Consider the following 25,903-nt stretch of genomic DNA (forward strand, 5'->3'; position numbering starts at 1 on the left):
TAAACGCCCTCGTAGAAGGCGCTCGCTAAAAGCCCCGACAGAGTCATCTGCCGGGGCTTTTTTCACGCCTACCGCCTGCACAGAAAATTAATTGTGGCCGCAGATTCTTGAAGGATTCGCTTCAGAGAACGCCACTTCTGGCCGATAACCCATTCGGTGACTTCAAAGTCGCGCTATATCGCTTGATAGCATCTGGCCGCCAGCTATCATCTGCGCGCCTGAAACTGCCCTCACTTCAATTGCCTGGAAATCTTCGATGCTGTCGTATCACCAAAAAAGTTTTCTGATCGTCGATGATTTTTCGGATTTCCGCAGTTCCGTACGTTCAATGCTGCGCGAGCTTGGGGTCAAAGACGTCGACACCGCTGACACCGGTGAGCAGGCGCTGAAGATGTGCGCGCAGAAGTCCTATGATTTCATCCTGCAGGATTTCCATCTCGGCGATGGCAAGAAGAACGGCCAACAAGTGCTCGAAGACCTGATGTCGGAAAAGCTCATCAGCCATGAAGCGGTGTTTGTCATGGTGACGGCCGAGACTAGTCAGGCGATGGTGCTCAGTGCATTGGAGCACGAGCCGGATGCGTACCTCACCAAGCCGTTCAACCGCTCCGGTCTGGCCCAGCGCCTGGAACGCCTCGAGCAACGCAAGACCTTGCTCAAACCGATTCTGCAAGCCCTCGACCGCGGTAAACCGGTTGAGGTGCTCAACGCTTGCATCGCCCTGTGCAAACAGGACATTCGCTATGCACCGCTGTGCCTGCGTTATCGCGCCGATGCGCTGCGCGATATGAATCAGAACGAAGCGCTGGAACGCCTCTACGACAGCATCATTGCCGACCGACCGTTGCCTTGGGCGTTTGCCGGGTTGGGTAAATTGCTGTTCAAGCGTGGCCAGGTCGCACAAGCCAAGGGCGTTTATGAAAAGGCGCTGAAAGTGTTCCCGATGATGCCGGCGCTGTACGACGGCATGGCCGATGTACTGGTCGCTGAAGGCGATAGCAAAGGTGCGCAGCGTGTGCTGGAAGAAGCTATTCGCCTGTCTCCGTTGGCGGTGCGCCGGCAGGCATTGCTGGGCAAACTGGCAATGGCCAACGAAGACTTCGACACTGCCTCGCGCGCCTATCGTCAGGCTGTGGCGCAGGGTGCGCAATCGCGCTTCAAGGATCCGGAAAGTAATCTCGGCCTGGCTCACGCGCTGATCAGCAAAGGCAGTGAGCGTGGTCTCGACACCCGCACACGGCTGGAGATCAACACCACGCTCAGTGCAGTGGCAAAAGAGAACCCGACCGACCCCGGCCTGCAGATTCGCGCGCGTCTGATGAAGGCCACCAGTCTGTTGCTCAATGACGCGGAAACCGCTGACAAGCTCACCGAACAAGCGCTGATGCGCCTCGACGGCATGGAGCAGTTCATGAGTCCCGAGGCGGCGCTGCTGGTCGCCAAGCAATTGCAGATGCTCGGGCAGGCCGAGGCGGGCACCTCGATGCTCAAGAGCTGTGCAGAGATCTACGGTGACGATCCGGCAGTGATGAAAGACATCGCCAAGCTCACCGATGACCCGACTATCCTCAGTTCCAGCAACGCCGCTGCCGATCTCAACCGTCAAGGCGTGCGTGTGTACAAGACCGGCAACCTGGTGGAGGCTCGCGAGGTCTTCCGCAAGGCGCTGAAGATGCAACCGAAGAACATCAGTATCGCGCTGAACATGGCCCAGTCGCTGCTCCACGGTACTGACACCAGTCTGCCGTCGGCGGAGCTGGAAGAATGTCGGGCCTGCCTGAAAATGGTCGGCCTGATGCCCGACACCGACGCGCGTTATGCGCGTTATCAGAAGCTGAAAAGCAAGGCGTTTGGCGAATGAACCTAGACGAGCAGGCACTGGATTTTTCCACGGTGATTGCCTCCACCGTCCACGACATGAAGAACTCACTGGCCATGCTGATGCAGGCCCACAGCCAATGGCTGGGACGTTTGCCCCAGGACCTGCGCGAGGGCTCGGAGCAGGGCGTCATTGACTTCGAGTTTGCCCACCTCAACGGCATGCTCGTGCAGTTGCTCGGGCTGTACAAGCTCGGCGTCAATCAGCTGCCGCTGCAACCGGCGTATCACGAACTCGATGACTTCATCGAGGCGCAACTGGCGGCGCATCAAGAAGTGTTCGCCAGCCGCGGCATCATCGCCACCTATGAAGTCGATCCGCTGAGCCCTTTGGGTTTCTTCGACCGAGAGCTGATTGCTTCGGTGCTGGGCAACTGCATCAACAACGCCATTCGTTATGCGCGCGAATCGCTGTTGATCACCGTCAGTGACGAAGCCGGGCAATTGGTGCTGAGCATCAATGATGACGGCGACGGTTACCCTGCCGAGATGCTCGAGCGCCAGGCCGATTATGTGCAGGGCATCAATCACAGCAGTGGCAGCACCGGGCTCGGTTTGTATTTCGCCAATCGCATCGCGGCGCTGCATCAGCGCAATGGTGTCGAAGGGCGCACCGAAATCCGCAATGGCGGACCGCTTGGCGGCGGGGTGTTCAACCTTTATCTGCCGTGACACAGGTTTTTGTTTGACGTTGCTTGATATTCCGAACAGCCGGTGCCTATTTTGTTCGGGTCGCCGTTCGCGGCTCGCACAATAACAAGGATTGCGTCATGACAACCGATGGCCAGCGTTCACTCGCGCAGCGATTGACCGGCATTGATGAGATTGAATGTGTTACGCCTGATTTGAATGGCGTACCGCGAGGCAAGGTGATGACCGCCGAGGGTTTCCTTGAAGGACGGCGTTTGCAACTGGCGCGTGGCGTGCTGTTGCAATGCATCATGGGCGGTTACCCGGCAGCACGGTTTTACGGCAGCGACGACGGCGATCTCGCCCTGATTGCCGAGCCGACCCAGATCCATCGTTTGCCATGGAGTGATGACTCCCGTGCCCTGGCCATTTGCGACGCCGACGAGCTGACCGGCGAAAGCTCCAACCTGTCGACCCGCGGTCAGCTCAAGAAAGTCATCGCCCGCTACGCCGCGCGCGGCCTGGCACCGGTGGTGGCGACCGAGCTGGAATTCTTTGTCTTCGCGCCGAACACCGATCCGACCCAGCCGTTCCGTCCACCTGTTGGGCTCGACGGACGTCGCGAAGATGGCCAATCGGCATTCAGCGTCAGTTCCAATAACGGTCTGCGACCGTTCTTCAACGAAGTCTATAAATGCATGGCAGCCCTTGGCTTGCCGCGCGATACCTTCATGCACGAGATGGGCGTCAGCCAGTTCGAGATCAATCTGCTGCACGGTGATCCACTGTTGCTGGCCGACCAGACATTCCTGTTCAAGCATCTGCTCAAGGAAGTCGCGCTCAAGCACGGCCTGACCGTGGTGTGCATGGCCAAGCCGCTGGCACACACGCCGGGCAGTTCGATGCATATTCATCAGAGCCTCGTCGAGATCGACAGCGGCAAGAATGTCTTCAGTGACGAACACGGTGAGCCGACGGCGATGTTCCGCCACTTCATCGGTGGTCAGCAGGCGGGCATGGCCGATTTCACCGCGCTGTTTGCACCCAATGTGAATTCTTATCAGCGCCTGTGCCATCCGTACGCATCGCCGAACAACGCCTGCTGGTCCCATGACAACCGGGCGGCCGGGCTGCGAATTCCGGCCAGTTCGCCGGTTGCCCGTCGGGTGGAAAATCGTTTGCCGGGCGCCGACGCGAATCCGTATCTGGCGATCGCCGCGAGTCTTGCCGCTGGTTTGCATGGCATCGAGCATGAGCTGGAACCGAGCGAGGCGATTCAGGGCGAGTTCGCAGTGCCGGACAATCTTGCGCTGCCGTGTACCTTGCATGCCGCGCTCGAACGTCTGAAACGTAGCCAATTGGCGAGGGAACTGTTCGGACCGGAGTTCATCGAAGGCTACATCGCTTCGAAGACCATGGAGTTGACTAGCTTCTTTGATGAAATCACTCCCTGGGAACGGCGTGTTCTAGCAGCCCAGGCCTGACGTACCGCCGCCATCGGGCTATCGTTCTGGTAGTCCGATATTTACTGCAAGGAGCCGCTCGGAACGCCGATGCGCCAAATCTGGAAATCCTTTCGAGCCCTGTATTTCGCCTCGCTGATGATGTTGATCGGCTCCGGCCTTTTATCCACTTATCTGGCATTGCGTCTGGCTGCTGACAATGTCGACGGCCTGTGGGTCGGTGCGCTGATGGCGGCCAACTATTTCGGCCTGGTGCTGGGTGGCAAGATCGGCCACCGCCTGATCGCCCGGGTCGGGCATATCCGAGCATATTCAGCCTGCGCCGGGATCGTCGGGGCGGCGGTGCTTGGTCATGGTCTGGTCGATTGGCTGCCGGCGTGGCTGGTGCTGCGGACCATCGTCGGTCTGGGCATGATGTGCCAGTACATGGTGATCGAGAGTTGGCTCAACGAGCAGGCGGACGCCAATCAGCGTGGCCTGGTGTTCAGCGGTTACATGATCGCTTCGTATCTGGGGCTGGTGCTCGGCCAACTGATTCTGGTCATGCATCCGGGCCTGGGCCTGGAACTGCTGATGCTGGTCGCCCTGTGCTTTGCGCTGTGTCTGGTGCCAGTGGCATTGACACGACGGATTCACCCGGCGCCTTTGCATCCGGCGCCGATGGAGCCGCGCTTCTTTATCAAGCGGGTGCCGCAGTCGTTGAGCACGGTACTGGGTGCCGGTTTGATCATCGGCTCTTTCTACGGTCTGGCGCCGCTGTATGCCTCGCAACAAGGGCTGTCGACCGAGCAGGTCGGTCTGTTCATGGGTAGCTGCATTTTTGCCGGGCTGCTGGTGCAGTGGCCGTTGGGCTGGTTGTCCGATCGTTACGACCGGGCGCTGCTGATTCGCTGCTTTGCCGGATTTCTCGCGGTGGCGGCGTTGCCATTGGCGGTGTTGCCGCAGGTCCCGCTGGAAGTGCTGTTCGGGGTTGGCTTCCTCTGTTCGCTGGTGCAATTCTGCTTGTATCCGCTGGCGGTGGCGTTCTCCAACGACCACGTCGAAGGCGATCGTCGTGTGTCGCTGACGGCGATGCTGCTGGTGACCTACGGGGTGGGTGCGAGCATCGGACCGTTGCTCGCGGGTGTGCTGATGAAGCTGTTTGGCAGCCAGAGCCTGTATGCGTTCTTCAGCTTCTTCGCGTTGGTGCTGGTGTGGCGAATCCGGCCGAAAGCCGTGACCAATCTGCATCAGGTCGACGACGCGCCGTTGCATCACGTGGCCATGCCCGACAGCATGTCCAGCTCGCCGCTGGTGGCGGCTCTCGATCCTCGGGTAGACGAGCAAGTGGTGCAGGAGCAGATGGTGCAGGACCCTGTGCAGACACCGGCAAATCCAGAGCCTGAATCTGAGGCTCAGCCAGAGCCAGCGGCAGTGGTCGAACCGGATCGCGACACTGACACCGACACGCCTGCGCCCGATCTCAGCGGCGGCAGACCCTGAACTGAACAAAAAACACCGCGCATAAAAAAGGGCAGTCCCGCCAAGGACTGCCCTTCTTATTGATCGCGACGAATCAAAGATCGTCTTTGTCGAAGCGGCGTGCTTCCCGCTGTAACTGATACACGAAACGCTCAACGTTGCGCGCTGCCTGACCACTGATGTTGTGGAAGCGCAGGCCGGCAAAAGTGATGTTGAGTTTTTCTTCAAAGTGCAGATAGCGCAGTTCGACGGAAATCGGCTGATTACCGAACAGCGGCGGGGCGATCAATCGGTCATAGACCTGGCCCAGTTGCAGACGGTCAGTGATATCGCCGTCGAAACGGAACTTGCAACCGGTCGCAGAGATATCCAGCAGCTTGCCCTGCAGAGGCGATTTGAGCTTTTCCCCGCCCAGCTCAACGCTGACCAGATCGGTCAGTTTCAACGCAGCCCGGAAGGCATTGCGGCGCTGGTGATAAACCACTTCGGTCGGCAGCTCGCCGGTGTAGAAGCGATCACCGTCGGATTCCTCGATATTCAGCTTGCCGGTGCATTCCCAGGCAATACGCACGCCATCATGAAAGCCTTCAACCTTGAACGGCTCTCCGGCCTGCAGAAAACGTTCGCCATCACGCGGGATCATCTCGTCCAGGGCGATCGAAGCGCTGTCGCGGTCGACTTTGATCAGATAGCTCTGGAAGCGCTGACTGCGCTCATGAAAGGTAATGATCAGCGGATCGTGGCTGTCTTGCAGCTGGCGCAGGTTGCTGGAGATTTCCAGTGGCGTGGTGAGCACCTTAGGGGGCTGCGGAGCATCATCCGCGCTGAGGGCGTTGGACACGGTTTATCAATCTCCAGACAAAATATGACGACTAGCCAGCATTTTGCCAGCATGTTTCGCAGGTAGATAGTGCTGGCGCATCAACGGCTCATGCCTGGCTGAGCGGACGCGGTGTGGCGGGTTTGGCAAATGTACCGCTGGCGTTATACAGGGCCGGCGCCTCACCACCGGTGAGGATCTTCAGCTGATTGGCCGTGGCGGCCTGCTGGATCTGGATCGACTGGCCATTCTTGAGGTTGGCCGCCTGGCACTGGGCAATCAGGTCGGTCAATGCGTCGCCTTGCGTCAGCAACTGGTCGCCAATGCTCGATTGGCTGGCCAACTGCGCCAGACCTGTACGGTCGGTCGGCAAATTGAGGCTGGCGAGGATTTCACTGCGCTTGCGGCCATGCTGTTCAAGCAGAATGATCAGTGCCTGTTTGTGCGCCAGAATTTCTTCCAGCAACGGCATGTCGCGACCGTGCAACGCGAGGGATTCGGTTTGCAGTAACTCCAGCAATTGTTGAGCTGGAGCAAAGTCGTCGTTGATCAATTGCAATAAGTTAGTGTCGTGCATGGCTGGCCTTGGGTTTTAAGCGTCCAAAAGCCTGGCGCCGGCAAAAGCCTAGCGCTGGGCTTCGAAGTTGAGCAGTTTGCTGGCTACACGGTTGCTGTCGACTTTATAGCTGCCATCGGCAATCGCGGCTTTCAACTCGGCCACACGGGCTTTGTCGACAGCAGGTTGATCGCGCAGCTTGTCAGTGACCTTCTGCAACTGTTGAGCCTCATTGCTGAGGTGTACCGATTCCCCGCTTTTTGCGGTACTGGCCGGTTCGGCCTGGGTATTCAGCGGCGCAGAGGTGCCGGTTTCGGCGGTTTCCTTGGCGTTGCTGGTACGTGTACTGCCTGTAACTGACGAGGAGCTGTTCAAACGGCTGAAATCGATGACCATGATAAAAACCTCTGGGAATTTGGACGCTTGCCATGTTTTCGGCCATCCCCTGGAAAACTTTAGGCACATTTGCAATGAGCCTTGCATGCGCCGGCGCGTGTCCTGCTGCGGCACAGTTTAGGGAACAGCCGGGGCCAGCGCCAGTTTTCTACATCGCCACTTCCACTTGGCCCGGCGCGGTGACTTGCGCCTTGATGACCCGTTGCGAGTTGAGGTTTTTCACCCGGATCTGTTCTTTCAAACCGCCATTGGCCAGCGCTTCGCCGGGCATGCGCACGGCGAGTGTGCCGCTGCGCGCGGTGATCACGACTTGATCGCCCTTGCGAATGACTTCCGCCTGTTCCAGATGAACCAGGGTAATGACCTGATCGGCTACCGTTGGTCGGGTCAATTTTTGCCCGATCGCTTCGTCAACGGAGGTCAGAAAGCCCTGGTTGATCTGACTGATGTCGCGCTCCCGCAAGGTCACGTCCTGCGGCTCTATAATCCCGGCCCGTTTGAGCGGGCGCGTAGTGGTTACGATCTCGCGAAACAGGCGGACTTGAGCGGGCACGAACACGGTCCAGGGCGAGGCGCCCTCACAGCGAACCTTCACGGTAACCCGGCCCAGCGGACGTGCTGGGCTCTCCAAAGTGGCTGTCAATTCCTTGTCGCACATAGGCATGCGCATACGGGGATCGAGCTGGTTTACTTCGATTTCGTAACGGCCTTCCGTTTGACTGGTAGCCAGATAGTCTTCTACGGTGAATTCAAGAAAGCCCTGAGTGACGCCGATAAGCATGTCAGGCAAGGTAACCGCATCAGCAATGGCAGGGCTGCCAGCGAAAAAGCAGCAAATGGCAGACGCAGCACAAAACCCTCTGCGGAGAGGTGATGTCAGGCGTCGAAAAAATGTCGTTTGAGCGTTCATGCAAGTTAAAAAGCAAGCGCCGTGCCGTTTAGCAATGAATGTGCGTCGCAACAACACTTGGCGTTGGTGTAGGAGTCTGGGGCATGGCTGGTGTAATGGATTCGGTGAACCAGCGCACGCAACTGGTGGGGCAGAATCGCCTGGAGCTGTTGTTGTTCCGTCTTGACGGTCAGCAGCTCTACGGAATCAACGTGTTCAAGGTACGGGAAGTGTTGCAGTGCCCGTCGCTGACGTTGATGCCCAAGTCCAGTCCTGTCGTGTGCGGGGTGGCAAATATCCGGGGGGCGACCATTCCGATCCTTGATCTGGCGATGGCCACCGGTTCCGGAGCGTTGAAAGACAAGAACAACCCGTTCGTGATCATCACGGAGTACAACACCAAGACGCAGGGTTTCCTGGTCCGCTCGGTGGAGCGCATCGTCAACATGAACTGGGAAGAGATTCATCCACCACCCAAGGGCACGGGTCGCGATCATTACCTGACCGCTGTGACTCGGGTGGACAATCAGTTAGTCGAAATCATCGACGTCGAGAAAGTGCTGGCCGAAGTTGCGCCGACACCGGAAGCGATTTCGGTGGGCGTGGTCGATGTCGAGACCCAGACCAAGGCACTGTCGTTGCGTGTCTTGACGGTCGATGACTCGTCGGTGGCGCGCAAGCAGGTCACGCGTTGTCTGCAGACCATCGGTGTCGAAGTGGTGGCGCTGAACGACGGCAAGCAGGCGCTGGATTACCTGCGCAAGCTGGTCGATGAGGGCAAGAAGCCGGAAGAAGAGTTCCTGATGATGATTTCCGACATCGAGATGCCGGAGATGGACGGGTACACCCTGACGGCGGAAATCCGCGGCGACGCACGCATGCAAAAGCTTCATATCATCCTGCATACTTCGTTGTCGGGGGTATTCAATCAGGCGATGGTCAAGAAAGTCGGTGCTGATGACTTTTTGGCCAAATTCCGTCCTGATGACCTCGCATCCCGGGTAGTCGACCGGATCAAAGCAGCAGATATCAGCTAGGCGCGTTTTGCTCCTGGCGGTCAACACGATTTAAGAGGCGGCATCATTGTCTACGGGTAATTTGGATTTCGAACAGTTCCGGGTCTTCCTGGAAAAAGCCTGTGGCATTCTGCTCGGTGAAAACAAGCAGTATCTGGTCTCGAGCCGTCTCAACAAACTGATGGAGCAGCAAGGCATCAAGTCCCTGGGTGAGCTGGTTCAGCGCATCCAGACCCAGCCGCGCAGCGGTTTGCGCGAGCAGGTGGTCGATGCCATGACGACCAACGAAACCCTGTGGTTTCGTGACACCTATCCGTTTGAAGTCTTGAAGAACAAGGTACTGCCGGAAGCGATCAAGGCGAGCCCCAACCAGCGCCTGCGGATCTGGTCGGCAGCCTGCTCGTCGGGTCAGGAACCGTATTCGCTGTCGATGTCGATCGACGAGTTCGAGCGCAGCAATCTTGGCCAGTTGAAGATGGGCGTGCAGATCGTTGCCACCGACCTGTCGGGCAGCATGCTCAACAACTGCAAGACCGGCGAGTACGACAGCCTGGCCATCGGCCGTGGCCTGTCGCCGGAACGCCTGCAACGCTATTTCGACCCGAAAGGGCCGGGACGCTGGGTGATCAAGGCGCCGATCAAGAACCGTGTGGAATTTCGCTCGTTCAACCTGCTCGACAGCTATGCCGCGCTGGGCAAGTTCGACATCGTGTTCTGCCGCAACGTGTTGATCTACTTCTCTGCCGAAGTGAAGAAAGACATCCTGTTGCGCATTCACAGCACGTTGAAGCCGGGCGGTTATCTGTTCCTTGGCGCCTCCGAAGCGTTGAACGGTTTGCCGGATCACTACCAGATGGTTCAGTGCAGCCCGGGGATCATTTACCAGGCGAAATGATTGCAGTAGCAATAAAAACGGGAGACCCCAAAAGGTCTTCCGTTTTTTTGTGCCTGAATTATCTCCCAAACCACCAAAAATCCCCTTGTGGGAGCGGGCTTGCTCGCGAAGGCGGTGTGTCAGTCAATATTTGGTTTTCTGATACGCCGCCTTCGCGAGCAAGCCCGCTCCCACAGTTGTCCGGCGGTGGTAGTGAGGGAGGAGGCAAGCGGCAGAAAAGCGGCATCCAGCGGAAACCGGTTGCCGCTTTTCTGGCATTGCCGCTTTGCCGACTCCCGGCAAAGCCCCGGTTTATGGGGCTTTTATGGTTTGGCACGGCGCTTGCTAAAGCTCAGTTACGAAAAACCGGTCACCTGAAGGTTCCCGACATGAGCATCAGCTTCGATAAAGCGCTCGGCATTCACGAAAAGGCATTGGGCTTCCGCGCCCAGCGTGCCGAAGTACTGGCCAACAACATCGCCAACGCCGATACCCCGAACTACAAGGCGCGGGATCTGGACTTCTCCAAAGTGCTTGAAGCACAGACCCAGAAAAACGCCAACGGCACCATCGCCCTGAACATGACCAACAGCCGTCACATCGAAGCTGAAGGTCTGGGCAACGGCGACGAATCGCTGCTGTATCGCACGCCGATGCAACCTTCGATCGACCAGAACACCGTGGACGCCCAACTGGAACAGTCGAACTACGCGGAAAACGCCGTCGGCTTCCAGGCCAGCTTCACCCTGCTCAACAGCAAATTCAAAGGGCTGGTGTCAGCCCTGCGCGGAGAGTAATCCATGTCCCTGTCCAGCGTTTTCAACATTGCCGGCAGCGGCATGAGCGCACAAACCACGCGTCTGAACACCGTGGCCTCGAACATCGCCAACGCCGAAACCGTTTCATCGAGCATCGACCAGACCTACCGTGCCCGTCACCCGGTGTTCGCCACCATGTTCCAGGGCGGTCAGAACAGCGGCAGCAACTCGCTGTTCCAGAGCCAGGATGCGGCCGGTCAAGGCGTACAGGTACTTGGTGTGGTTGAAGACCAGAGCAACCTCGAAGCGCGCTATGAGCCGAACCATCCGGCGGCCGACGCCAAAGGCTACGTCTACTACCCGAACGTCAACGTGGTGGAAGAGATGGCTGACATGATTTCCGCGAGCCGGTCGTTCCAGACCAACGCCGAAATGATGAACACCGCCAAAACCATGATGCAGAAGGTACTGACCCTCGGTCAGTAATAAGGGGCGACTGCCATGAGTGTTTCCGATACCACCAGCAGCCTGAGCATGAATGACATCCTGGCGAACTCGTCGAAAAAGACCAGTTCGACCACCGGTGGCATTGCTTCGGCGACCAACAGCGCTACCGGCGGCCAGGCACTGGGCAAGGATGCGTTCCTGCAACTGCTGGTCACCCAGCTGAAAAACCAGAACCCGCTCGATCCGCAGGACAACAGCGCCTTCGTTGCGCAGTTGGCGCAGTTCAGCAGCCTTGAGGGGATTACCACCCTCAACAGCACCGTCAGTTCGCTGGCCGGCAACTACAACTCGTCGCAAGCCTTGCAGGCGTCGTCGCTGGTTGGCCGCAACGTGATCGTGCAGACCAACACAGTTCAGCTCGACGATCCGAGCAAAGGCATGACCGGCTCGGTCACCGTTCCGTCGTCGATCGCCGGCGGCACCGTCAGCATCACCGACAGCAGCGGCGCGGTGGTTCGCACCATCGATCTGGGCAGTCGCGCCGCAGGCAATGCAAGCTTCACTTGGGACGGCAAGGACAAGGACGGCAATCTGGTCAAGACCGGTACCTATACCGTCAAAGCCAACGCATCGATCAATGGTACTTCGACCGATATGGCGACCTATCTGCCGGCCACCGTCACCAGCGTGACGATCAGCCAGACCGGCGGCGAGCTGATGCTCAACCTGTCCGGCAAGGGCACGGTTGCCCTGTCCAAAGTACAAACCATTGGTATATAGAGCCGACTAACCGGCACAGGAGTGGAATATGTCTTTCAATATCGGCCTTAGCGGTCTCTATGCAGCCAACAAACAACTGGACGTGACCGGCAACAACATCGCCAACGTTGCGACTGCCGGTTTCAAATCGTCCCGTGCAGAATTCGAAGACGTCTACTCGGCCACTCGCCTGGGTAGTGGCAGCAAAGTGATCGGTAACGGCGTGCGCCTGGCCAACGTGTCCCAACAGTTCACCCAGGGTGACATCAACAACACCGGTAACGTGCTGGACATGGGTATCAACGGTTCGGGCTTCTTCACCATGAGCAACAACGGCTCGGTGTCCTACACCCGTGCCGGTACGTTCAAGGTCGACAACGCCGGTTACATCACCAACACCGACTACACCTCGCGCCTGCAGGGTTACGGTGTGGACGCCAACGGCAAGATCATCAACGGTGTATTGACCGACCTGAAGATTGATACCTCGAACCTGGCGCCGAAATCGACTTCGTTGGTGACTTCGAGCATCAACTTGAACTCGACTGCGCCGAAGATCGACGACACAGTGGCGGCCGGCAAGTTTGATCCGAGCAAGCTTGAGACGTACACCAAAAACTTCAGCACTCCGATCTATGACTCGCAGGGCAACTCGCATGTTATGGATCAGTATGTGGTGAAAACCGGTGACAACACCTGGAAGGTGTACACACTGGTAGACGGTCGCAACCCGGATGCTACCGGTAGCGATCCGAAAACCACTCCGCCGGTGGCCTCCACCATGACCTTTGACTCGGCGGGCAAACTGATCCAAGTCAGTACGCCAAGCACCTTGCCGGCTCCGGCGCCGAACCCAATTATCAGCAGCGACCTGACGCTCAAAGGTTGGGTGCCGGGGAATGTGGTCAATGGCACCTTTACGCCTAACGGTGCGGCTGCCAACCCGGCCGGTATTACCATTTCGATGGCCAAGACCACTCAGTACAACGCTGACACCGCGCGTTCGATTCCGACTCAGGACGGTTACGCCACTGGCCAGATCACCAACCTGACCATCGACGGCACCGGTACCTTGTTTGCCAACTTCAGCAACAACCAGAGCAAGGCCATCGGTCAGGTTGCACTGGCCAGCTTCACCAACGAACAAGGCCTGCAGGCAATCGGTGGTACCAGCTGGAAAGAGACGTTCGCTTCGGGTATCCCGGGCTACGACGCACCGGAAACCGGTACCTTGGGCTCGATCGCTTCCAACTCGCTGGAAGAGTCGAACGTTAACCTGACCAACGAACTGGTAGACCTGATCAAGGGCCAGAGCAACTATCAGGCGAACGCCAAGACCATTTCGACTCAGAGCACCATCATGCAGACCATCATTCAGATGACCTGATTCTGGTTTCTGGTTGTAAGGAAGCCCCTCTTTTGAGGGGCTTTTTTATGTGCGGTTGTTTTGTGGGCTTATCCGTTGCCCTTCTGTCAGTTGCACTCAACCTCTGTAAGAGTTGCCTAAGGCTGGGGCCGTGTTAGGCCGATCTTTCGGTCCTTGGTGGCAGCAATAAAGGTCAAAAGATCGCAGCCTCGTTTCACTCGACAGCGCCTACAGGTAAATGGTGGGCAAAAGAAAACCCCCGACACACCAAAGTCTGTCGAGGGTTTCTTTTGCCCGGAGAGTATCAGGCGTCTCGCAACGCCTGACTCGGCTCAGCTTATTGGCAAGCTTCGCAATCCGGCTCGTCAATGGCGCAAGCCTTTGGCACTGGAGCTGGACCGGCAGGTGCTGCCAGAACCGAATCGTCGCCGTGGTTGCCGCCGCTGGAAACAGCGTTCAGCTTGCCGGTGTTGATGGTCGACTTCTCGGTGCTGGTCGCGGCCAGGGCACGGAGGTAGTAAGTGGTTTTCAGGCCACGGTACCAGGCCATGCGGTAGGTCACGTCGAGCTTCTTGCCCGAGGCGCCAGCGATGTACAGGTTCAGCGATTGGGCCTGGTCGATCCACTTCTGACGACGGCTGGCCGCGTCAACGATCCACTTGGTGTCCACTTCGAACGCGGTCGCGTAGAGCTCTTTGAGTTCTTGCGGGATGCGCTCGATCTGCTGAACCGAACCGTCGTAGTACTTCAGGTCGTTGATCATGACCGAGTCCCACAGACCGCGAGCCTTGAGGTCGCGAACCAGGTACGGGTTGATCACGGTGAATTCGCCCGACAGGTTCGATTTCACATACAGGTTCTGGTAGGTCGGTTCGATCGATTGCGAGACGCCAGTGATGTTGGCGATGGTCGCGGTCGGTGCGATGGCCATGATGTTCGAGTTGCGAATGCCTTTCTGTACACGGGCGCGAACCGGTGCCCAGTCCAGGGTTTCGTTCAGGTCGACATCGATATATTTCTGGCCGCGCTGCTCGATCAGGATCTGTTGCGAATCCAGCGGCAGGATGCCTTTGGACCACAGCGAACCCTGGAACGTCTCGTACGAGCCGCGCTCGTCAGCCAGGTCGCAGGACGCCTGGATCGCGTAGTAGCTGACCGCTTCCATCGACTTGTCGGCGAACTCGACGGCAGCGTCGGAACCGTAAGGGATGTGCTGCAGGTACAGCGCGTCCTGGAAACCCATGATGCCCAGACCGACCGGACGGTGCTTGAAGTTGGAGTTCTTCGCTTGTGGCACCGAGTAGTAGTTGATGTCGATCACGTTATCGAGCATGCGTACAGCGGTGTTCACGGTGCGTTGCAGCTTGGCGGTGTCCAGCTTGCCGTCAACGATGTGGTTCGGCAGGTTGATCGAGCCCAGGTTGCAAACGGCGATTTCGTCCTTGTTGGTGTTCAAGGTGATCTCGGTGCACAGGTTCGAGCTGTGAACCACGCCCACGTGCTGCTGCGGGCTGCGCAGGTTGCACGGATCTTTGAAGGTCAGCCATGGGTGGCCGGTTTCAAACAGCATGGACAGCATTTTGCGCCACAGGTCTTTGGCCTGGATGGTCTTGAACAGTTTGACCTTGCCTGGGTATTCGGTCAGGGCTTCGTAGTACTCGTAGCGTTCTTCGAAGGCTTTACCGGTCAGGTCGTGCAGGTCCGGCACTTCGGATGGCGAGAACAGGGTCCACTTGCCGTCATCGAAGACGCGCTTCATGAACAGGTCAGGGATCCAGTTGGCAGTGTTCATGTCGTGGGTACGACGACGATCATCACCGGTGTTCTTGCGCAGCTCGATGAACTCTTCGATGTCCATGTGCCAGGTTTCCAGGTAGGCACACACAGCGCCTTTGCGCTTGCCACCCTGGTTAACGGCTACAGCGGTGTCGTTCACTACTTTGAGGAACGGAACCACGCCTTGCGACTTGCCGTTGGTGCCCTTGATGTACGAACCCAGTGCACGCACCGGCGTCCAGTCGTTGCCCAGGCCGCCAGCAAATTTCGACAACATGGCGTTGTCGTGGATCGCGTGGTAGATGCCCGACAGGTCATCCGGCACGGTGGTCAGGTAGCAGCTCGACAGCTGTGGACGCAGGGTGCCGGCGTTGAACAGGGTCGGGGTCGACGACATGTAGTCGAAGGACGACAGCAGGTTGTAGAACTCGATCGCACGGTCTTCTTTCTGCTTCTCTTCGATCGCCAGGCCCATGGCCACACGCATGAAGAAGACCTGCGGCAGTTCGAAACGCACGCCATCCTTGTGGATGAAGTAACGGTCGTACAGGGTTTGCAGGCCCAGGTAGGTGAATTGCTGATCACGCTCGTGGTTGATCGCCTTGCCCAGTTTTTCCAGGTCGAAGGAGGCCAGCACAGGGTTCAGCAGTTCGAACTCGATACCTTTGGCGATGTAAGCCGGCAGAGCCTTGGCGTACAGGTCGGCCATTTCGTGGTGAGTGGCGCTCTCGGCGACACCGAGGAAACCCAGACCTTCGGCACGCAGGGTGTCCATCAGCAGGCGGGCGGTCACGAACGAGTAGTTCGGCTCACGCTCGACCAGGGTGCGGGCGGTCATCACCAGCGCCGTGTTGACGTCAGTCAGGGCCACGCCGTCGTAGAGGTTTTTCAGGGTTTCGCGCTGAATCAGGTCGCCGTCGACTTCTTCCAGACCTTCGCAGGCCTCGGTGACGATGGTGTTCAGGCGGCCCATGTCCAGCGGCGCCAGGCTGCCGTCGGCACGGGTGATGCGGATCGACGGGTGCGCGTTGACCGCTTCTTCGGCCGGGGCGTGGGCAGCGCGTTCTTTCGAACGACCGTCACGGTAGATCACGTAGTCGCGCGCGACTTTCTGCTCACCGGCACGCATCAGGGCCAGTTCGACCTGGTCCTGGATTTCTTCGATGTGGATAGTGCCACCCGACGGCATGCGACGCTTGAAAGTCGCGGTGACCTGTTCGGTCAGACGGGCAACGGTGTCATGGATTCGCGACGAAGCGGCAGCGGTGCCGCCTTCAACTGCGAGGAACGCTTTGGTGATAGCGACGGTGATCTTGTCATCGGTGTAAGGAACGACAGTGCCATTACGCTTGATCACGCGCAGTTGACCAGGCGCGGTGGCTGCCAGATCCGAATTCGAATCAGCGGCCTGCGGCAAGGTGCCCTGCGGGTTCTCGCGAGTTGTGTCGGTTTGCATGGGGGGTGGTCTCCACATTCTCTATGTTTGTTTGGCACCGTCATGGTGCTCACCGTTCTGTACCGAAGCACTGCAACCGACAAGCGTCGGCGTAACAACTTCGGAACAGTAGGAAAAAGGCTTGTAACGCCGCATCCTTGCCGAAGTCTTTGGCGCCGAGCCAGGGCTCGAGCCAAACTCCTTTCAGGGTGACAGTAATGACTGCAACACCCGTACCGTTCCGGTCGTTTCCGGCCTAAAAAACGGTGCCATCCGCAAGTGCGGTTTGGGCTTTGAAAAACTTGCTTGGTTCAACCGGAAACTGGCAATAAAGCACTTGAGTTTCAGGCCCTAAATGTGGTTGGGCGTTTGAGCGGAAAACCCCATATGTAGGGTCTCTCCCCGCGCCGTGCTACAAGATAATGCGTTTCAAGGGTGCTTGCAACGTACTAGCTGTGGATAAACCTGTGCGTAAATTGTGTAAGAAATCCGGAATTCGCGTGTAGGCCGCGAACCTGCTGAGCTAGACCGTCTGTCACTGCTTTTCCACCGGGAAAAACGCTTCAGCGGATTTTTAAGGGCGCGAACCCTATCACAAAAAACCGCCTTGTCCGAACGCATTTACCGACTTGTGTTCTGGCTGAACGCCGTTTATACAATCGGCCCATGCGCAGGCATTCTTATCCTCCAGAAACATGACAAAAGCACGGGAGGATCTAAAACTGTGGGAGCGAGCTTGTTCGCGAATGCGGTAGGTCATCTGACTCGGATGTTGGCTGATACGACGCCTTCGCGAGCAGGCTCGCTCCCACAGGGAATTGTGTCGAGTCAGATGTTCCTCCTTTATTAATAACAATAGAAAGCAGAGGTCACCGGTGGAGCAACAAGCCTTTCAGGTCTTGATCGTCGAGGATGACCAGCGACTGGCCGAACTGACGCGCGATTACCTGCAAGCCAACGGACTGTGCGTGGACATCGAAGGCAACGGTGCACTGGCGGCGGCGCGGATCATCAAGGAGCAGCCGGATCTGGTGATCCTCGACCTGATGCTGCCCGGCGAAGATGGCCTGAGCATCTGTCGCAAGGTGCGCAATCAGTATGACGGGCCGATTCTGATGCTCACCGCCCGCACCGACGATGCCGATCAGATTCAGGGCCTCGACCTCGGTGCCGACGATTACGTGTGCAAACCGGTGCGCCCACGGCTGTTGCTGGCGCGAATCCAGGCGCTGCTGCGCCGTAGCGACACACCTGAACCGCTCGCCGAAAAATCCCGGCGCCTGCAATTCGGCCCGCTGGTGGTCGACAACGCCTTGCGCGAAGCGTGGCTGAGCGACAACGGCATCGAGCTGACCAGCGCCGAATTCGATCTGCTCTGGCTGTTGGTGTCCAACGCCGGGCGGATCCTGTCCCGGGAAGAAATTTTCACCGCCCTGCGCGGCATCGGCTATGACGGCCAGGACCGCTCGATTGATGTGCGCATCTCGCGCATCCGCCCGAAAATCGGCGACGACCCCGACCACCCACGGCTAATCAAGACTATTCGCAGCAAAGGCTACCTGTTCGTACCTGAAGCCTGTGTAGACCTGCCGCTGTGAACTCGATCTTCCTGCGCATCTACGGCGGCATGTGCGCAGCGCTGATTCTGGTGGCTGTGCTCGGCGTGCTGGCGCTGAATCTGCTCAATCAGGTACGCAGCGAACAGTATCGCGAGCGGCTGGCCCACGGCACGTTCTCGCTGATGGCCGACAACCTGCAACCGATGAACGAAACCGAACGCCATCGTGCGTTGCTGGTGTGGGAGCGGTTGCTGGGGATTCCGCTGGCGCTGAAGAAGTTTGCCGAGACCGATCTCGATCTGACCCAGCGCACCCGCGTGCAGCGGGGTCAGGCCCTGGTCGAGCAGACCGGACCCCACGCGGCGAAGGTCTACCGGCTGGTCAGTGACAAGGAACAACTCGTCCTCACCGGTGAAGTGCAGCAGATCAGCGAGCAACTGGCCCGCGCGACCATTTACCTGTTGGCCGATGAACTGGTGCGCGTGCCTGTTGGCGAACAACCCAAACGCCTCGCGCAGATAAAGGAAGAAAAGGGCTTCGGTTTCGATTTGCGCCTGGTCACGGTGAATGACGCCGACATGGATGAAGATCAGAGCCGCCGTGTGGCCGAAGGCGACACGGTGATGGCGCTGGGCAAGGGCGGTGATTCGATCCGTGTGTTCGCCGGCATGGTCGGCACGCCGTGGGTGCTGGAGATCGGGCCGCTGTATCAGATGAACCCGTACCCGCCGGAATGGCTGGTGTTGATCGCCGCACTCGGCCTGACCCTGATCGGCCTTATCGTGTATCTGCTGGTGCGCCAGCTCGAACGGCGTTTACGCGGCCTCGAAGCAGCGGCCACGCGCATCGCCAAGGGCAGCCTGGAAACCCGTGTGCCAGCGCGCGGTGCCGACTCGGTCGGGCGCCTGGCGTCGGCGTTCAACGGCATGGCCGAGCACTTGCAACAGTTGCTGGCGATCCAGCGCGAACTGGTGCGCGCGGTGTCCCATGAGTTGCGCACGCCGGTGGCGCGTCTGCGTTTCGGTCTGGAAATGATCGGTTCGGCGACCACTCCGCAAGCGCTGGAAAAGTACCGCGAGGGCATGGATCACGACATCGAAGACCTCGATAAGCTGGTCGATGAAATGCTCACCTATGCGCGGTTGGAGCAAGGCTCACCGGCGCTGACCTTCCAGCGCATTGATCTGGATGCGCTGGTCAATCAAGTGATTGAAGAGTTGGCGCCGTTGCGTGCCGAGGTCACGGTGCAGCGTGGTTTGTGCCTGTCTGCGGCGGATAACGATGATGCCTGGGTCGAAGCCGAGCCGCGTTATCTGCATCGGGCGTTGCAGAACCTGGTGAGCAACGCCATGCGCCATGCCCGTTCGAAGGTGACGGTAAGTTATCAGGTCGGGCAATTGCGCTGTCGGGTCGACGTCGAGGACGACGGGCCGGGCGTGCCGGAAGTGGCGTGGGAGCGGATTTTCACGCCGTTTCTGCGTCTGGATGACAGCCGTACGCGGGCGTCGGGCGGGCATGGTTTGGGCTTGTCGATTGTGCGGCGGATCATTCACTGGCACGACGGCCGGGCGATCATTGGCAAGAGCAAGAGTCTGGGTGGGGCTTGCTTTAGCCTGAGCTGGCCGAGGAATCAGGAACGCCGGTAATTCTTGTGGTGGCCGCGATGCCGCCTTCGCGAGCAAGCTCGCTCCCACATTTGAAATGCGGTTTCCTGTGGGAGCGAGCTTGCTCGCGAAGAGGCCCTTGCAGGCACCGAAAGATTTCAGGCCTTGATGCTGACCAGACTCAACAACTGCCCATCCCGCACCCCGAACTGCGCCTCCAGTTCAGTGCCGTTGCGCCATTCAGCCGACAAGTCCGTTAACAAGCGCAAACGCACCTGACCCGCCTCCGTCCATTCGAGCACTTCAGCATGCTCGAAATAAAAGCGCTTCTGCACAATCGGATACAGCGCCTTGAACAAGCTTTCTTTCACCGAAAACGTCAGCGTCACGCATAGCGCCAGTTGCTCCCGCGACCCGGCCGCCATGCGTTGCATCTCTGCTGGCGTGAGAATTTCTCCGGCCAGCCGCTCGGCACGTTCGCTACTCAGCAGATTTTCCAGGTCCATGCCCAAACCGCGCCAGTGCTGCTTGTTGGCGACTATCGCCGCGGCACGACCGGTGCTGTGAGTGATTGAGCCGCAGATGTGTGCTGGCCAGATCGGCGCGCGGTCTTCACCGATGGCCGGCACCACGCTGCTGCCTTCCAATTGCTGCAACGCCGCGCGGGCGCAGATCCGTCCGGCGAGGAATTCTGCCTGACGCTTGGCCACCGAGCGTTGAATGCTCGGCGGCGCAATAACGGCGCTGCGCTGGAAATCGTCGCCGAGCAGTTGTGCCGGGTCGAAATGAGTGCTGAGCAGCACGGTGTCGGGCAATACCGTCGGCAACGGCCAGTGGCTGTCGAGCGCGGTGCAGCAGGCGGGGAGAGCGGGGGCAAGATTCATGGCGGGCATTTTGCCGGTTAGTCGGGCCAAGGTCGAGATAGCGGTGAAGCTATCGCGAGCCGGCTCGCTCCTACAGGGGAACACATTCAATTGTAGGAGTGAGCCTGCTCGCGAAGGCCGCGCCACGGTGTCTCTGATCAGCTGAAGATTTTCTGCAAGAACGCTTTCATGTCCGCCCAGGATTTTTCATCCGCCGCTTTGTTGTACCCGATGTCCGGGCCGCCGTGTTCGCCATGACTCAGACGATCAGCATCCGGATTGGTGAAACCATGCTTGGCGCCCTCCAGGCTGACAAACTTGTAGTCAGCCCCGGCCTTGTCCATTTCTGACTTGAACGCCGTGACGTTATCGGCGGTGACCATGCTGTCCAACGCACCATGCTCGACCAGAATCTTCGCCTTCACACTGCCGGGCGTCGCCGGGGTTTTGGTTGCCAGCGCGCCATGGAAACTCACCACGCCCGCCAGCGGCTCACCTTGCCGCGCTGCGTTGAGCACCACGCCACCGCCGAAGCAGTAACCGATGGCGGCGATTTTATTCACGTCGGTCTGCGGCTGTTTCTTCAATAAATTCAGCCCCGCCTCGAAGCGCTTGCTGGACGCGGCTGCATCCTGGGTCGCCGCCTGCATGGACGCCAGCGCATCTTTCGGGTGCTCGGTGTTCTTGCCTTCACCGTACATATCGATCGCCAGGGCGCTGTAGCCGAGTGCGGCGAGATCCCGTGCGCGGCGCTTGGCGTAGTCGTTCAGGCCCCACCATTCGTGCACCACGACGACACCTGGGCGTTTGCCCTTGATGGCGTCGTCGTAGGCGTAGTAGCCGATCAGGTTGGTGCCATCGGCGCTTTTATAGGGAATTTCTTCAGTCTTGATCGCAGCCTGAGTGAGGCTGCTGACAGCCAGCAAAGTGAGGGCGAGGAACAGGCGCATGGTCGGGTCTCCTGACAATAAAGGGTCAAAACAGCCTAGTTCATTTGGTTCAGGTCAGGTTCAGAGACGGTTCAGGGGCGGTACAGGGGAGGGGCAGTAACCTTGCGCCATACCCAAACAGCAACTGTGAAAGAGGAAATACCCATGACTCGTTTTAACAAACTGCTGCTGGCATTTACCCTGTTAGGCTCCAGCATCGCGGCCAACGCCGACGACACCAGCAACTTTGCCGGCCTGACGTTCGGCCAGACCAGCGACAAGATCGACAAGTCCCACGCACTGAACAACAACCTCGACCACCCGAACGCCACCGGCGCCATCGACGGCAACAACACTTACGGCGTGCGCCTCGGTCAGCAAAACAGTCAGGGTCGCTACTACGCTACCTACGACAACGTGTCGGGCTCGCACAATGGCATTAAACTGCGTCAGGAAAATCTGCTCGGCAGCTACGATCTGTTCTACCCGGTGGGCGGCAGCACCAAACTGTTTGGCGGCGCCACGGCCGGTCTGACCAAGCTGACTCAGGATTCGCCAGGCTACAGCCGCGACAGTGACATCGGTTACGCCGTCGGCGGTCAGTTCGGTGTGTTGCAGCAAGTCTCGCAGAACACCTCGGTCGAACTCGGTTACCGTTATCTGATGAGCAACGCCAGCACTGAAATGAAAGAGAGCGGTGGCAGCAAGCAGGGCTCGCTGGATCTCAATAGCAGCGCGCAGACTTATCTGTCGGCCAACTACAATTTCTAAGGAGCGAATCGCCTTGGAGTCCTTTGGGAGCGAGCTTGCCTGCGAAAGCGATGTTTCATTCAACATCATCGTTGACTGAATAACCGCCTTCGCGAGCAAGCTCGCTCCCACAGGTGGTTGTGGAGATTTCAAGTGATTAGGAGAAGTCATGAAACTGTTGGTCGTCGAAGATGAAGCGCTGTTGCGCCATCACCTGCAAACCCGCCTGACGGAAAGTGGCCACGTCGTCGAATCCGTGGCCAATGCCGAAGAGGCGCTGTACCAGACCGGACAGTTCAACTTTGACCTGGCGGTGATCGATCTCGGCCTGCCGGGCATGGGCGGTCTGGACCTGATTCGCCAGTTGCGCGCGGGGGGCAAGACTTTCCCGATCCTGATCCTCACCGCGCGTGGCAATTGGCAGGACAAGGTCGAAGGCCTCGCCGCTGGCGCCGACGATTACGTGGTCAAACCGTTTCAGTTCGAGGAACTCGACGCGCGCCTGAATGCCTTGCTGCGTCGCTCCAGCGGGTTCACCCAGTCGACCATCGTTGCCGGGCCGTTGCTGCTCGACCTCAATCGCAAACAGGCGACCCTCGATGAGCAACCGCTGGCGCTGACCGCTTACGAATACCGCATCCTTGAATACCTCATGCGTCATCACCAGCAAGTGGTGCCCAAGGATCGCTTGATGGAACAGCTCTATCCGGACGACGACGAGCGCGATCCGAATGTCATCGAAGTACTGGTCGGCCGCCTGCGGCGCAAACTCGAAGGCCCGGCCGGGTTCAAGCCGATCGACACCGTGCGCGGCCTCGGCTACCTGTTCAATGAGCGTTGCACTTGATTCGTTCCCTTCGCGTTCGCTTGATGCTCGCCGCCACTACGTTGGCGGTGTTGTTCATGCTCGCCTTGTTGCCGGCAATGCAAGGCGCGTTCAGCCTGGCCTTGCAGGACTCGATCGAGCAGCGGCTGGCCTCGGACGTCACCACGCTGATCTCGGCTGCACGCATTGAAAACGGTCGACTGGTGATGCCGACGCAACTGCCGGATGAGCGCTTCAACCTCACCGACTTCCGTTTGCTCGGCTACATCTACGACCGCGAAGGGCATCTGGTCTGGCGCTCGAAAGCTACCCAGGAAGAGCAGATCAACTACAAGCCACGTTACGACGGCCTCGGCAACGAGTTCGCGCGGATCCGCGAAAGCAACGGCCAGGAATTCTTCGTCTACGACGTCGAAGTCAAACTGCTCGGCGGCAAAAGCGCGGCGTTCAGCATCGTCGCCCTGCAACCGGTGCGCGAGTACGAAACCACCCTCGAAGGCTTGCGGGAAAATCTCTATCTGGGCTTCGGCGCTGCCTTACTCGTGCTGCTGGCGCTGCTGTGGATCGGCCTGACCTGGGGTCTTAAAGCCTTGCGTCGGCTCAGTCAGGAACTCGACGAAATCGAAGGTGGCACTCGTGAGAGTCTGACCGAACAACATCCGCGCGAGTTGCTGCGTCTGACCGGCTCGCTCAACCGCTTGCTGCACAGTGAGCGTCAACAGCGCAGCCGCTATCGCGACTCTCTCGATGACCTGGCGCACAGCCTGAAAACGCCGTTGGCGGTGTTGCAAGGCGTCAGCGAAGACATGGCGCAACGTCCCGAAGAACGCGATCAGGCCTGGGTCCTGCAAAGCCAGATCGAACGCATGAGCCAGCAGATCAGCTACCAACTGCAACGGGCCAGCCTGCGCAAAAGCGGACTGGTGCGGCACCAGGTGCGGCTGCAACCGGTGCTCAAAAGTCTCTGCGACACGCTGGACAAGGTTTACCGCGATAAACATGTACGGGTGGCATTCGATCTGCCCGAGCATTGCTACGTGCCGATCGAGCAGGGCGCGTTGCTGGAAATGATGGGCAACCTGTTGGAAAACGCCTATCGCCTGTGTCTGGGCGAAGTGCGTATCAGCGTGCGCGAGACTTTGGCCGGGATTGAACTGTGCGTCGAAGATGACGGCCCGGGCGTACCACCGGATCAGCGTGCGCGGATCCTCGAGCGTGGCGAACGCCTGGATGCCCAGCATCCGGGGCAGGGGATCGGCTTGGCGGTGGTCAAGGACATTATCGAAAGCTACAACGCCAAACTGGCGCTGGGGGATTCACCGATGGGCGGGGCGGCGTTCAGGATTCATTTTCCGGCGGTGTGATTGGAAGTTGCCCTCACCCCAGCCCTCTCCCAGAGGGAGAGGGGGCCGACCGAGGTGTCTGGCGCTATACATCGACCTGAAATAGCCAGTCGATTATGGATTCAATGACGAAATTTCAGGTCGGCGGATTGACCGAGCATCCCCCGATCAGTCCCCTCTCCCTCCGGGAGAGGGTTAGGGTGAGGGGCTTTTGATTTTAGTGCCTCATTGCTCCTGCGCCCGGTAAGCCCCCGGCGTCAGCCCCGTCCATTTCTTGAACGCCCGGTGAAACGCCGACGGCTCGGAAAACCCCAATTGCTCGGCAATCTGCTGCAACGACAGCTCCGCGCGGCCCAAATGATAGATGGCGATATCCCGCCGCAGTTGATCCTTCAACGCCTGAAAGCTCGTGCCTTCCTCGCGCAAATGCCGACGCAGGGTCTGCGGGCTGATGTGCAAGTGCGCCGCCACCGCTTCCAGATCCGGCCAGTTTGCGCTGTCGCGACTGAGCAAACGGCGCAGGCGGCTGCTCAGACTGTCGCCGTTGTCGGGGCGTGAGAGCAGGTCGGCGGGAGAGCGTTCGAGAAAGTGTTTGAGGGTGCGTTCGTCCTGCAACAGCGGCATCGACAGGTAGCGGCTGTGGAACAGCAGGCTGCTCTGCTCGGTGCCGAAGGTCAGCAGGCAAGGGAACAACAAATCATATTCAGCGCCGTGTTCGGGCCGGGGATAGCTGAACGTCGCCTGTTCGAGGCGAATTCGCTGGCCGATCAGCCAACTGCCGAGGCGATGCCAGATCACCAGCAAACTCTCGGTGAGAAAGTGATCCGGGTCCCACAACCGGGAGTCGTCGAGGCTCAAACGCACCCATTCGTCTTCACGCGTCAGGCTCAGGCGCGGGGCTTCGGGGAATAGGCTATAAAACAATAAACCCCGTTGCAGCGCTTTCTCCAGATTGCGGCAATGAATCGAGGCGTGGCACATCATGGCGAAACTGCCGGGTTTGCTCGGTGCGTTGCCGAAACCCAGGTATTCGTCGTCCAGCGCCAGCCACAGGCCCTGAATAAGGCGGGTGAATTGTTCCGGTGCAATGCGCGCACGTGGCTCATCGAGCAGTTCCGGGCTGATGCCCAGTTGCAACAGTAGGCCCGAGTAATCGAACCCTTGGCGGCGCGCGCCACCGAGGGCGGCACGGGCGAAATGACTGGCGATGGTGCGTTCGCGCATAAGCGGCAGATCCTTCCTCAGGCGCCGGATGGTAGCTGGCGGCAGAATGCACCTACAAGGCGGATTTCCGCCAAATTGCAGGATGAGAAGCGGCGAGTTGGCGGAAATCCGCCACAGTTGAGTCACCGGACGGTGACATTCGTGCACCAGTAATCCCTGATATCAAAAGGCTTGCTGGCAATCGCACCAAAGTGGCACGAGGTTTGCGATACAAGCCACAGAAGCTTGCGTTTGGCCCTGATGGAAAATGCTGCTCCAACAACAAATCCCTCCAGTGCAGG

Annotated in this window: 23 protein-coding genes; 15 read left to right on the forward strand and 8 right to left on the reverse strand. The window is 58.9% G+C overall.

The features are described from left to right. Positions 1-256: 256 nt before the first annotated feature. From ACM6IV_RS22430 to ACM6IV_RS22445, 4 genes are all read left to right on the forward strand, one after another. Positions 257-1,861 carry a response regulator gene (locus tag ACM6IV_RS22430; RefSeq protein WP_414871704.1) on the forward strand — a complete coding sequence of 535 codons (1,605 nt, stop codon included), beginning with the start codon at positions 257-259 and terminating at the stop codon, positions 1,859-1,861. Beyond that, positions 1,858-2,550 carry a sensor histidine kinase gene (locus ACM6IV_RS22435; RefSeq protein WP_414871705.1) on the forward strand — a complete coding sequence of 231 codons (693 nt, stop codon included), beginning with the start codon at positions 1,858-1,860 and terminating at the stop codon, positions 2,548-2,550. Before ACM6IV_RS22430 ends, ACM6IV_RS22435 begins: the two co-directional genes overlap by 4 nt. Positions 2,551-2,750: 200 nt before the next feature. Beyond that, a complete protein-coding gene (locus ACM6IV_RS22440; RefSeq protein ID WP_414871962.1) occupies positions 2,751-3,992 on the forward strand; it encodes a glutamine synthetase family protein in 1,242 nt (413 codons plus the stop codon). Between the two features lie 69 nt (positions 3,993-4,061). Continuing rightward, on the forward strand, positions 4,062-5,453 hold the full coding sequence (locus ACM6IV_RS22445) for an MFS transporter (RefSeq protein WP_414871706.1): 1,392 nt from the start codon (positions 4,062-4,064) through the stop codon (positions 5,451-5,453). Between the two features lie 73 nt (positions 5,454-5,526). On the opposite strand, the gene ACM6IV_RS22450 is transcribed toward ACM6IV_RS22445, so the two are convergent. From ACM6IV_RS22450 to flgA, 4 genes are all read right to left on the reverse strand, one after another. Then, positions 5,527-6,273 carry a flagellar brake protein gene (locus tag ACM6IV_RS22450; protein ID WP_414871707.1) on the reverse strand — a complete coding sequence of 249 codons (747 nt, stop codon included), beginning with the start codon at positions 6,271-6,273 and terminating at the stop codon, positions 5,527-5,529. 88 nt (positions 6,274-6,361) lie between these two features. Next, entirely contained in the window at positions 6,362-6,829 is a 468-nt protein-coding gene (locus ACM6IV_RS22455; protein WP_414871708.1) for a flagella synthesis protein FlgN, read from the reverse strand. Between the two features lie 48 nt (positions 6,830-6,877). Further along, positions 6,878-7,204 (reverse strand): flagellar biosynthesis anti-sigma factor FlgM, encoded by a 327-nt coding sequence (gene flgM / locus ACM6IV_RS22460; protein WP_414871709.1) that lies wholly within the window; start codon positions 7,202-7,204, stop codon positions 6,878-6,880. Between the two features lie 148 nt (positions 7,205-7,352). Continuing rightward, positions 7,353-8,114, reverse strand: coding sequence for a flagellar basal body P-ring formation chaperone FlgA (gene flgA / locus ACM6IV_RS22465; RefSeq protein ID WP_414871710.1), 762 nt, complete (start codon positions 8,112-8,114; stop codon positions 7,353-7,355). Between the two features lie 83 nt (positions 8,115-8,197). Between flgA and ACM6IV_RS22470 the strand changes: the two genes are divergently transcribed. The 6 genes from ACM6IV_RS22470 (at position 8,198) to flgE (ending at position 13,334) form a co-directional block, all read left to right on the forward strand. Then, complete coding sequence (locus ACM6IV_RS22470) at positions 8,198-9,130, forward strand: chemotaxis protein CheV (RefSeq protein ID WP_007917585.1); 933 nt, start codon at positions 8,198-8,200, stop codon at positions 9,128-9,130. A 46-nt stretch (positions 9,131-9,176) separates the two neighbouring features. Continuing rightward, positions 9,177-10,004: a protein-glutamate O-methyltransferase CheR gene (gene cheR, locus ACM6IV_RS22475; RefSeq protein WP_414871711.1), complete on the forward strand. Its 828-nt coding sequence runs from the start codon at positions 9,177-9,179 to the stop codon at positions 10,002-10,004. Between the two features lie 368 nt (positions 10,005-10,372). After that, a complete protein-coding gene (gene flgB / locus ACM6IV_RS22480; RefSeq protein ID WP_053122819.1) occupies positions 10,373-10,780 on the forward strand; it encodes a flagellar basal body rod protein FlgB in 408 nt (135 codons plus the stop codon). A 3-nt stretch (positions 10,781-10,783) separates the two neighbouring features. After that, the gene (gene flgC, locus ACM6IV_RS22485) at positions 10,784-11,227 is read left to right on the forward strand and encodes a flagellar basal body rod protein FlgC (RefSeq protein WP_003227217.1); all 444 of its coding nucleotides are present in this window, start codon (positions 10,784-10,786) and stop codon (positions 11,225-11,227) included. Between the two features lie 15 nt (positions 11,228-11,242). Continuing rightward, positions 11,243-11,968, forward strand: coding sequence for a flagellar hook assembly protein FlgD (flgD, locus tag ACM6IV_RS22490; RefSeq protein WP_414871712.1), 726 nt, complete (start codon positions 11,243-11,245; stop codon positions 11,966-11,968). Positions 11,969-11,996: 28 nt separating this feature from the next. After that, on the forward strand, positions 11,997-13,334 hold the full coding sequence (flgE, locus tag ACM6IV_RS22495; protein ID WP_414871713.1) for a flagellar hook protein FlgE: 1,338 nt from the start codon (positions 11,997-11,999) through the stop codon (positions 13,332-13,334). A 316-nt stretch (positions 13,335-13,650) separates the two neighbouring features. Here flgE and ACM6IV_RS22500 read toward each other — a convergent pair whose 3' ends face one another. After that, the gene (locus tag ACM6IV_RS22500; RefSeq protein WP_414871714.1) at positions 13,651-16,545 is read right to left on the reverse strand and encodes a ribonucleoside-diphosphate reductase subunit alpha; all 2,895 of its coding nucleotides are present in this window, start codon (positions 16,543-16,545) and stop codon (positions 13,651-13,653) included. Between the two features lie 854 nt (positions 16,546-17,399). Here ACM6IV_RS22500 and ACM6IV_RS22505 point away from each other — a divergent pair. Beyond that, positions 17,400-18,122, forward strand: coding sequence for a response regulator (locus ACM6IV_RS22505; RefSeq protein ID WP_414871715.1), 723 nt, complete (start codon positions 17,400-17,402; stop codon positions 18,120-18,122). Then, on the forward strand, positions 18,119-19,729 hold the full coding sequence (locus ACM6IV_RS22510) for an ATP-binding protein (protein WP_414871716.1): 1,611 nt from the start codon (positions 18,119-18,121) through the stop codon (positions 19,727-19,729). The genes ACM6IV_RS22505 and ACM6IV_RS22510 overlap by 4 nt, the downstream gene beginning before the upstream one ends. Before the next feature lie 116 nt (positions 19,730-19,845). Here ACM6IV_RS22510 and ACM6IV_RS22515 read toward each other — a convergent pair whose 3' ends face one another. Both ACM6IV_RS22515 and ACM6IV_RS22520 read right to left on the reverse strand, forming a co-directional pair. After that, positions 19,846-20,571 (reverse strand): 4'-phosphopantetheinyl transferase family protein, encoded by a 726-nt coding sequence (locus tag ACM6IV_RS22515; RefSeq protein ID WP_414871717.1) that lies wholly within the window; start codon positions 20,569-20,571, stop codon positions 19,846-19,848. A gap of 137 nt (positions 20,572-20,708) precedes the next feature. Further along, a complete protein-coding gene (locus tag ACM6IV_RS22520) occupies positions 20,709-21,500 on the reverse strand; it encodes a dienelactone hydrolase family protein (RefSeq protein ID WP_414871718.1) in 792 nt (263 codons plus the stop codon). 144 nt (positions 21,501-21,644) lie between these two features. Between ACM6IV_RS22520 and ACM6IV_RS22525 the strand changes: the two genes are divergently transcribed. From ACM6IV_RS22525 to ACM6IV_RS22535, 3 genes are all read left to right on the forward strand, one after another. Then, on the forward strand, positions 21,645-22,250 hold the full coding sequence (locus ACM6IV_RS22525) for a hypothetical protein (RefSeq protein ID WP_123453372.1): 606 nt from the start codon (positions 21,645-21,647) through the stop codon (positions 22,248-22,250). A 148-nt stretch (positions 22,251-22,398) separates the two neighbouring features. After that, complete coding sequence (locus ACM6IV_RS22530; protein WP_016987432.1) at positions 22,399-23,076, forward strand: response regulator transcription factor; 678 nt, start codon at positions 22,399-22,401, stop codon at positions 23,074-23,076. Further along, positions 23,073-24,419 carry an ATP-binding protein gene (locus ACM6IV_RS22535; protein ID WP_038367433.1) on the forward strand — a complete coding sequence of 449 codons (1,347 nt, stop codon included), beginning with the start codon at positions 23,073-23,075 and terminating at the stop codon, positions 24,417-24,419. Before ACM6IV_RS22530 ends, ACM6IV_RS22535 begins: the two co-directional genes overlap by 4 nt. A gap of 204 nt (positions 24,420-24,623) precedes the next feature. Here ACM6IV_RS22535 and ACM6IV_RS22540 read toward each other — a convergent pair whose 3' ends face one another. After that, positions 24,624-25,622 (reverse strand): AraC family transcriptional regulator, encoded by a 999-nt coding sequence (locus ACM6IV_RS22540; RefSeq protein WP_414871719.1) that lies wholly within the window; start codon positions 25,620-25,622, stop codon positions 24,624-24,626. Positions 25,623-25,903 lie beyond the last annotated feature (281 nt).

The sequence above is a fragment of the Pseudomonas sp. IT-347P genome (assembly GCF_949768005.1).
Classification (GTDB): domain Bacteria; phylum Pseudomonadota; class Gammaproteobacteria; order Pseudomonadales; family Pseudomonadaceae; genus Aquipseudomonas.

What these genes read in the sequence shown, in the direction of transcription:
- ACM6IV_RS22430 (WP_414871704.1), top strand. Translation starts at nt 257, where the DNA reads ATGCTGTCGTATCACCAAAAAAGTTTTCTGATCGTCGATGATTTTTCG.
- ACM6IV_RS22435 (WP_414871705.1), top strand. Translation starts at nt 1,858, where the DNA reads ATGAACCTAGACGAGCAGGCACTGGATTTTTCCACGGTGATTGCCTCC.
- ACM6IV_RS22440 (WP_414871962.1), top strand. Translation starts at nt 2,751, where the DNA reads ATGACCGCCGAGGGTTTCCTTGAAGGACGGCGTTTGCAACTGGCGCGT.
- ACM6IV_RS22445 (WP_414871706.1), top strand. Translation starts at nt 4,062, where the DNA reads ATGCGCCAAATCTGGAAATCCTTTCGAGCCCTGTATTTCGCCTCGCTG.
- ACM6IV_RS22455 (WP_414871708.1), bottom strand. Translation starts at nt 6,829, where the DNA reads ATGCACGACACTAACTTATTGCAATTGATCAACGACGACTTTGCTCCA.
- flgM (WP_414871709.1), bottom strand. Translation starts at nt 7,204, where the DNA reads ATGGTCATCGATTTCAGCCGTTTGAACAGCTCCTCGTCAGTTACAGGC.
- flgA (WP_414871710.1), bottom strand. Translation starts at nt 8,114, where the DNA reads ATGAACGCTCAAACGACATTTTTTCGACGCCTGACATCACCTCTCCGC.
- ACM6IV_RS22470 (WP_007917585.1), top strand. Translation starts at nt 8,198, where the DNA reads ATGGCTGGTGTAATGGATTCGGTGAACCAGCGCACGCAACTGGTGGGG.
- flgB (WP_053122819.1), top strand. Translation starts at nt 10,373, where the DNA reads ATGAGCATCAGCTTCGATAAAGCGCTCGGCATTCACGAAAAGGCATTG.
- flgC (WP_003227217.1), top strand. Translation starts at nt 10,784, where the DNA reads ATGTCCCTGTCCAGCGTTTTCAACATTGCCGGCAGCGGCATGAGCGCA.
- flgD (WP_414871712.1), top strand. Translation starts at nt 11,243, where the DNA reads ATGAGTGTTTCCGATACCACCAGCAGCCTGAGCATGAATGACATCCTG.
- flgE (WP_414871713.1), top strand. Translation starts at nt 11,997, where the DNA reads ATGTCTTTCAATATCGGCCTTAGCGGTCTCTATGCAGCCAACAAACAA.
- ACM6IV_RS22500 (WP_414871714.1), bottom strand. Translation starts at nt 16,545, where the DNA reads ATGCAAACCGACACAACTCGCGAGAACCCGCAGGGCACCTTGCCGCAG.
- ACM6IV_RS22515 (WP_414871717.1), bottom strand. Translation starts at nt 20,571, where the DNA reads ATGAATCTTGCCCCCGCTCTCCCCGCCTGCTGCACCGCGCTCGACAGC.
- ACM6IV_RS22520 (WP_414871718.1), bottom strand. Translation starts at nt 21,500, where the DNA reads ATGCGCCTGTTCCTCGCCCTCACTTTGCTGGCTGTCAGCAGCCTCACT.
- ACM6IV_RS22525 (WP_123453372.1), top strand. Translation starts at nt 21,645, where the DNA reads ATGACTCGTTTTAACAAACTGCTGCTGGCATTTACCCTGTTAGGCTCC.
- ACM6IV_RS22530 (WP_016987432.1), top strand. Translation starts at nt 22,399, where the DNA reads ATGAAACTGTTGGTCGTCGAAGATGAAGCGCTGTTGCGCCATCACCTG.
- ACM6IV_RS22540 (WP_414871719.1), bottom strand. Translation starts at nt 25,622, where the DNA reads ATGCGCGAACGCACCATCGCCAGTCATTTCGCCCGTGCCGCCCTCGGT.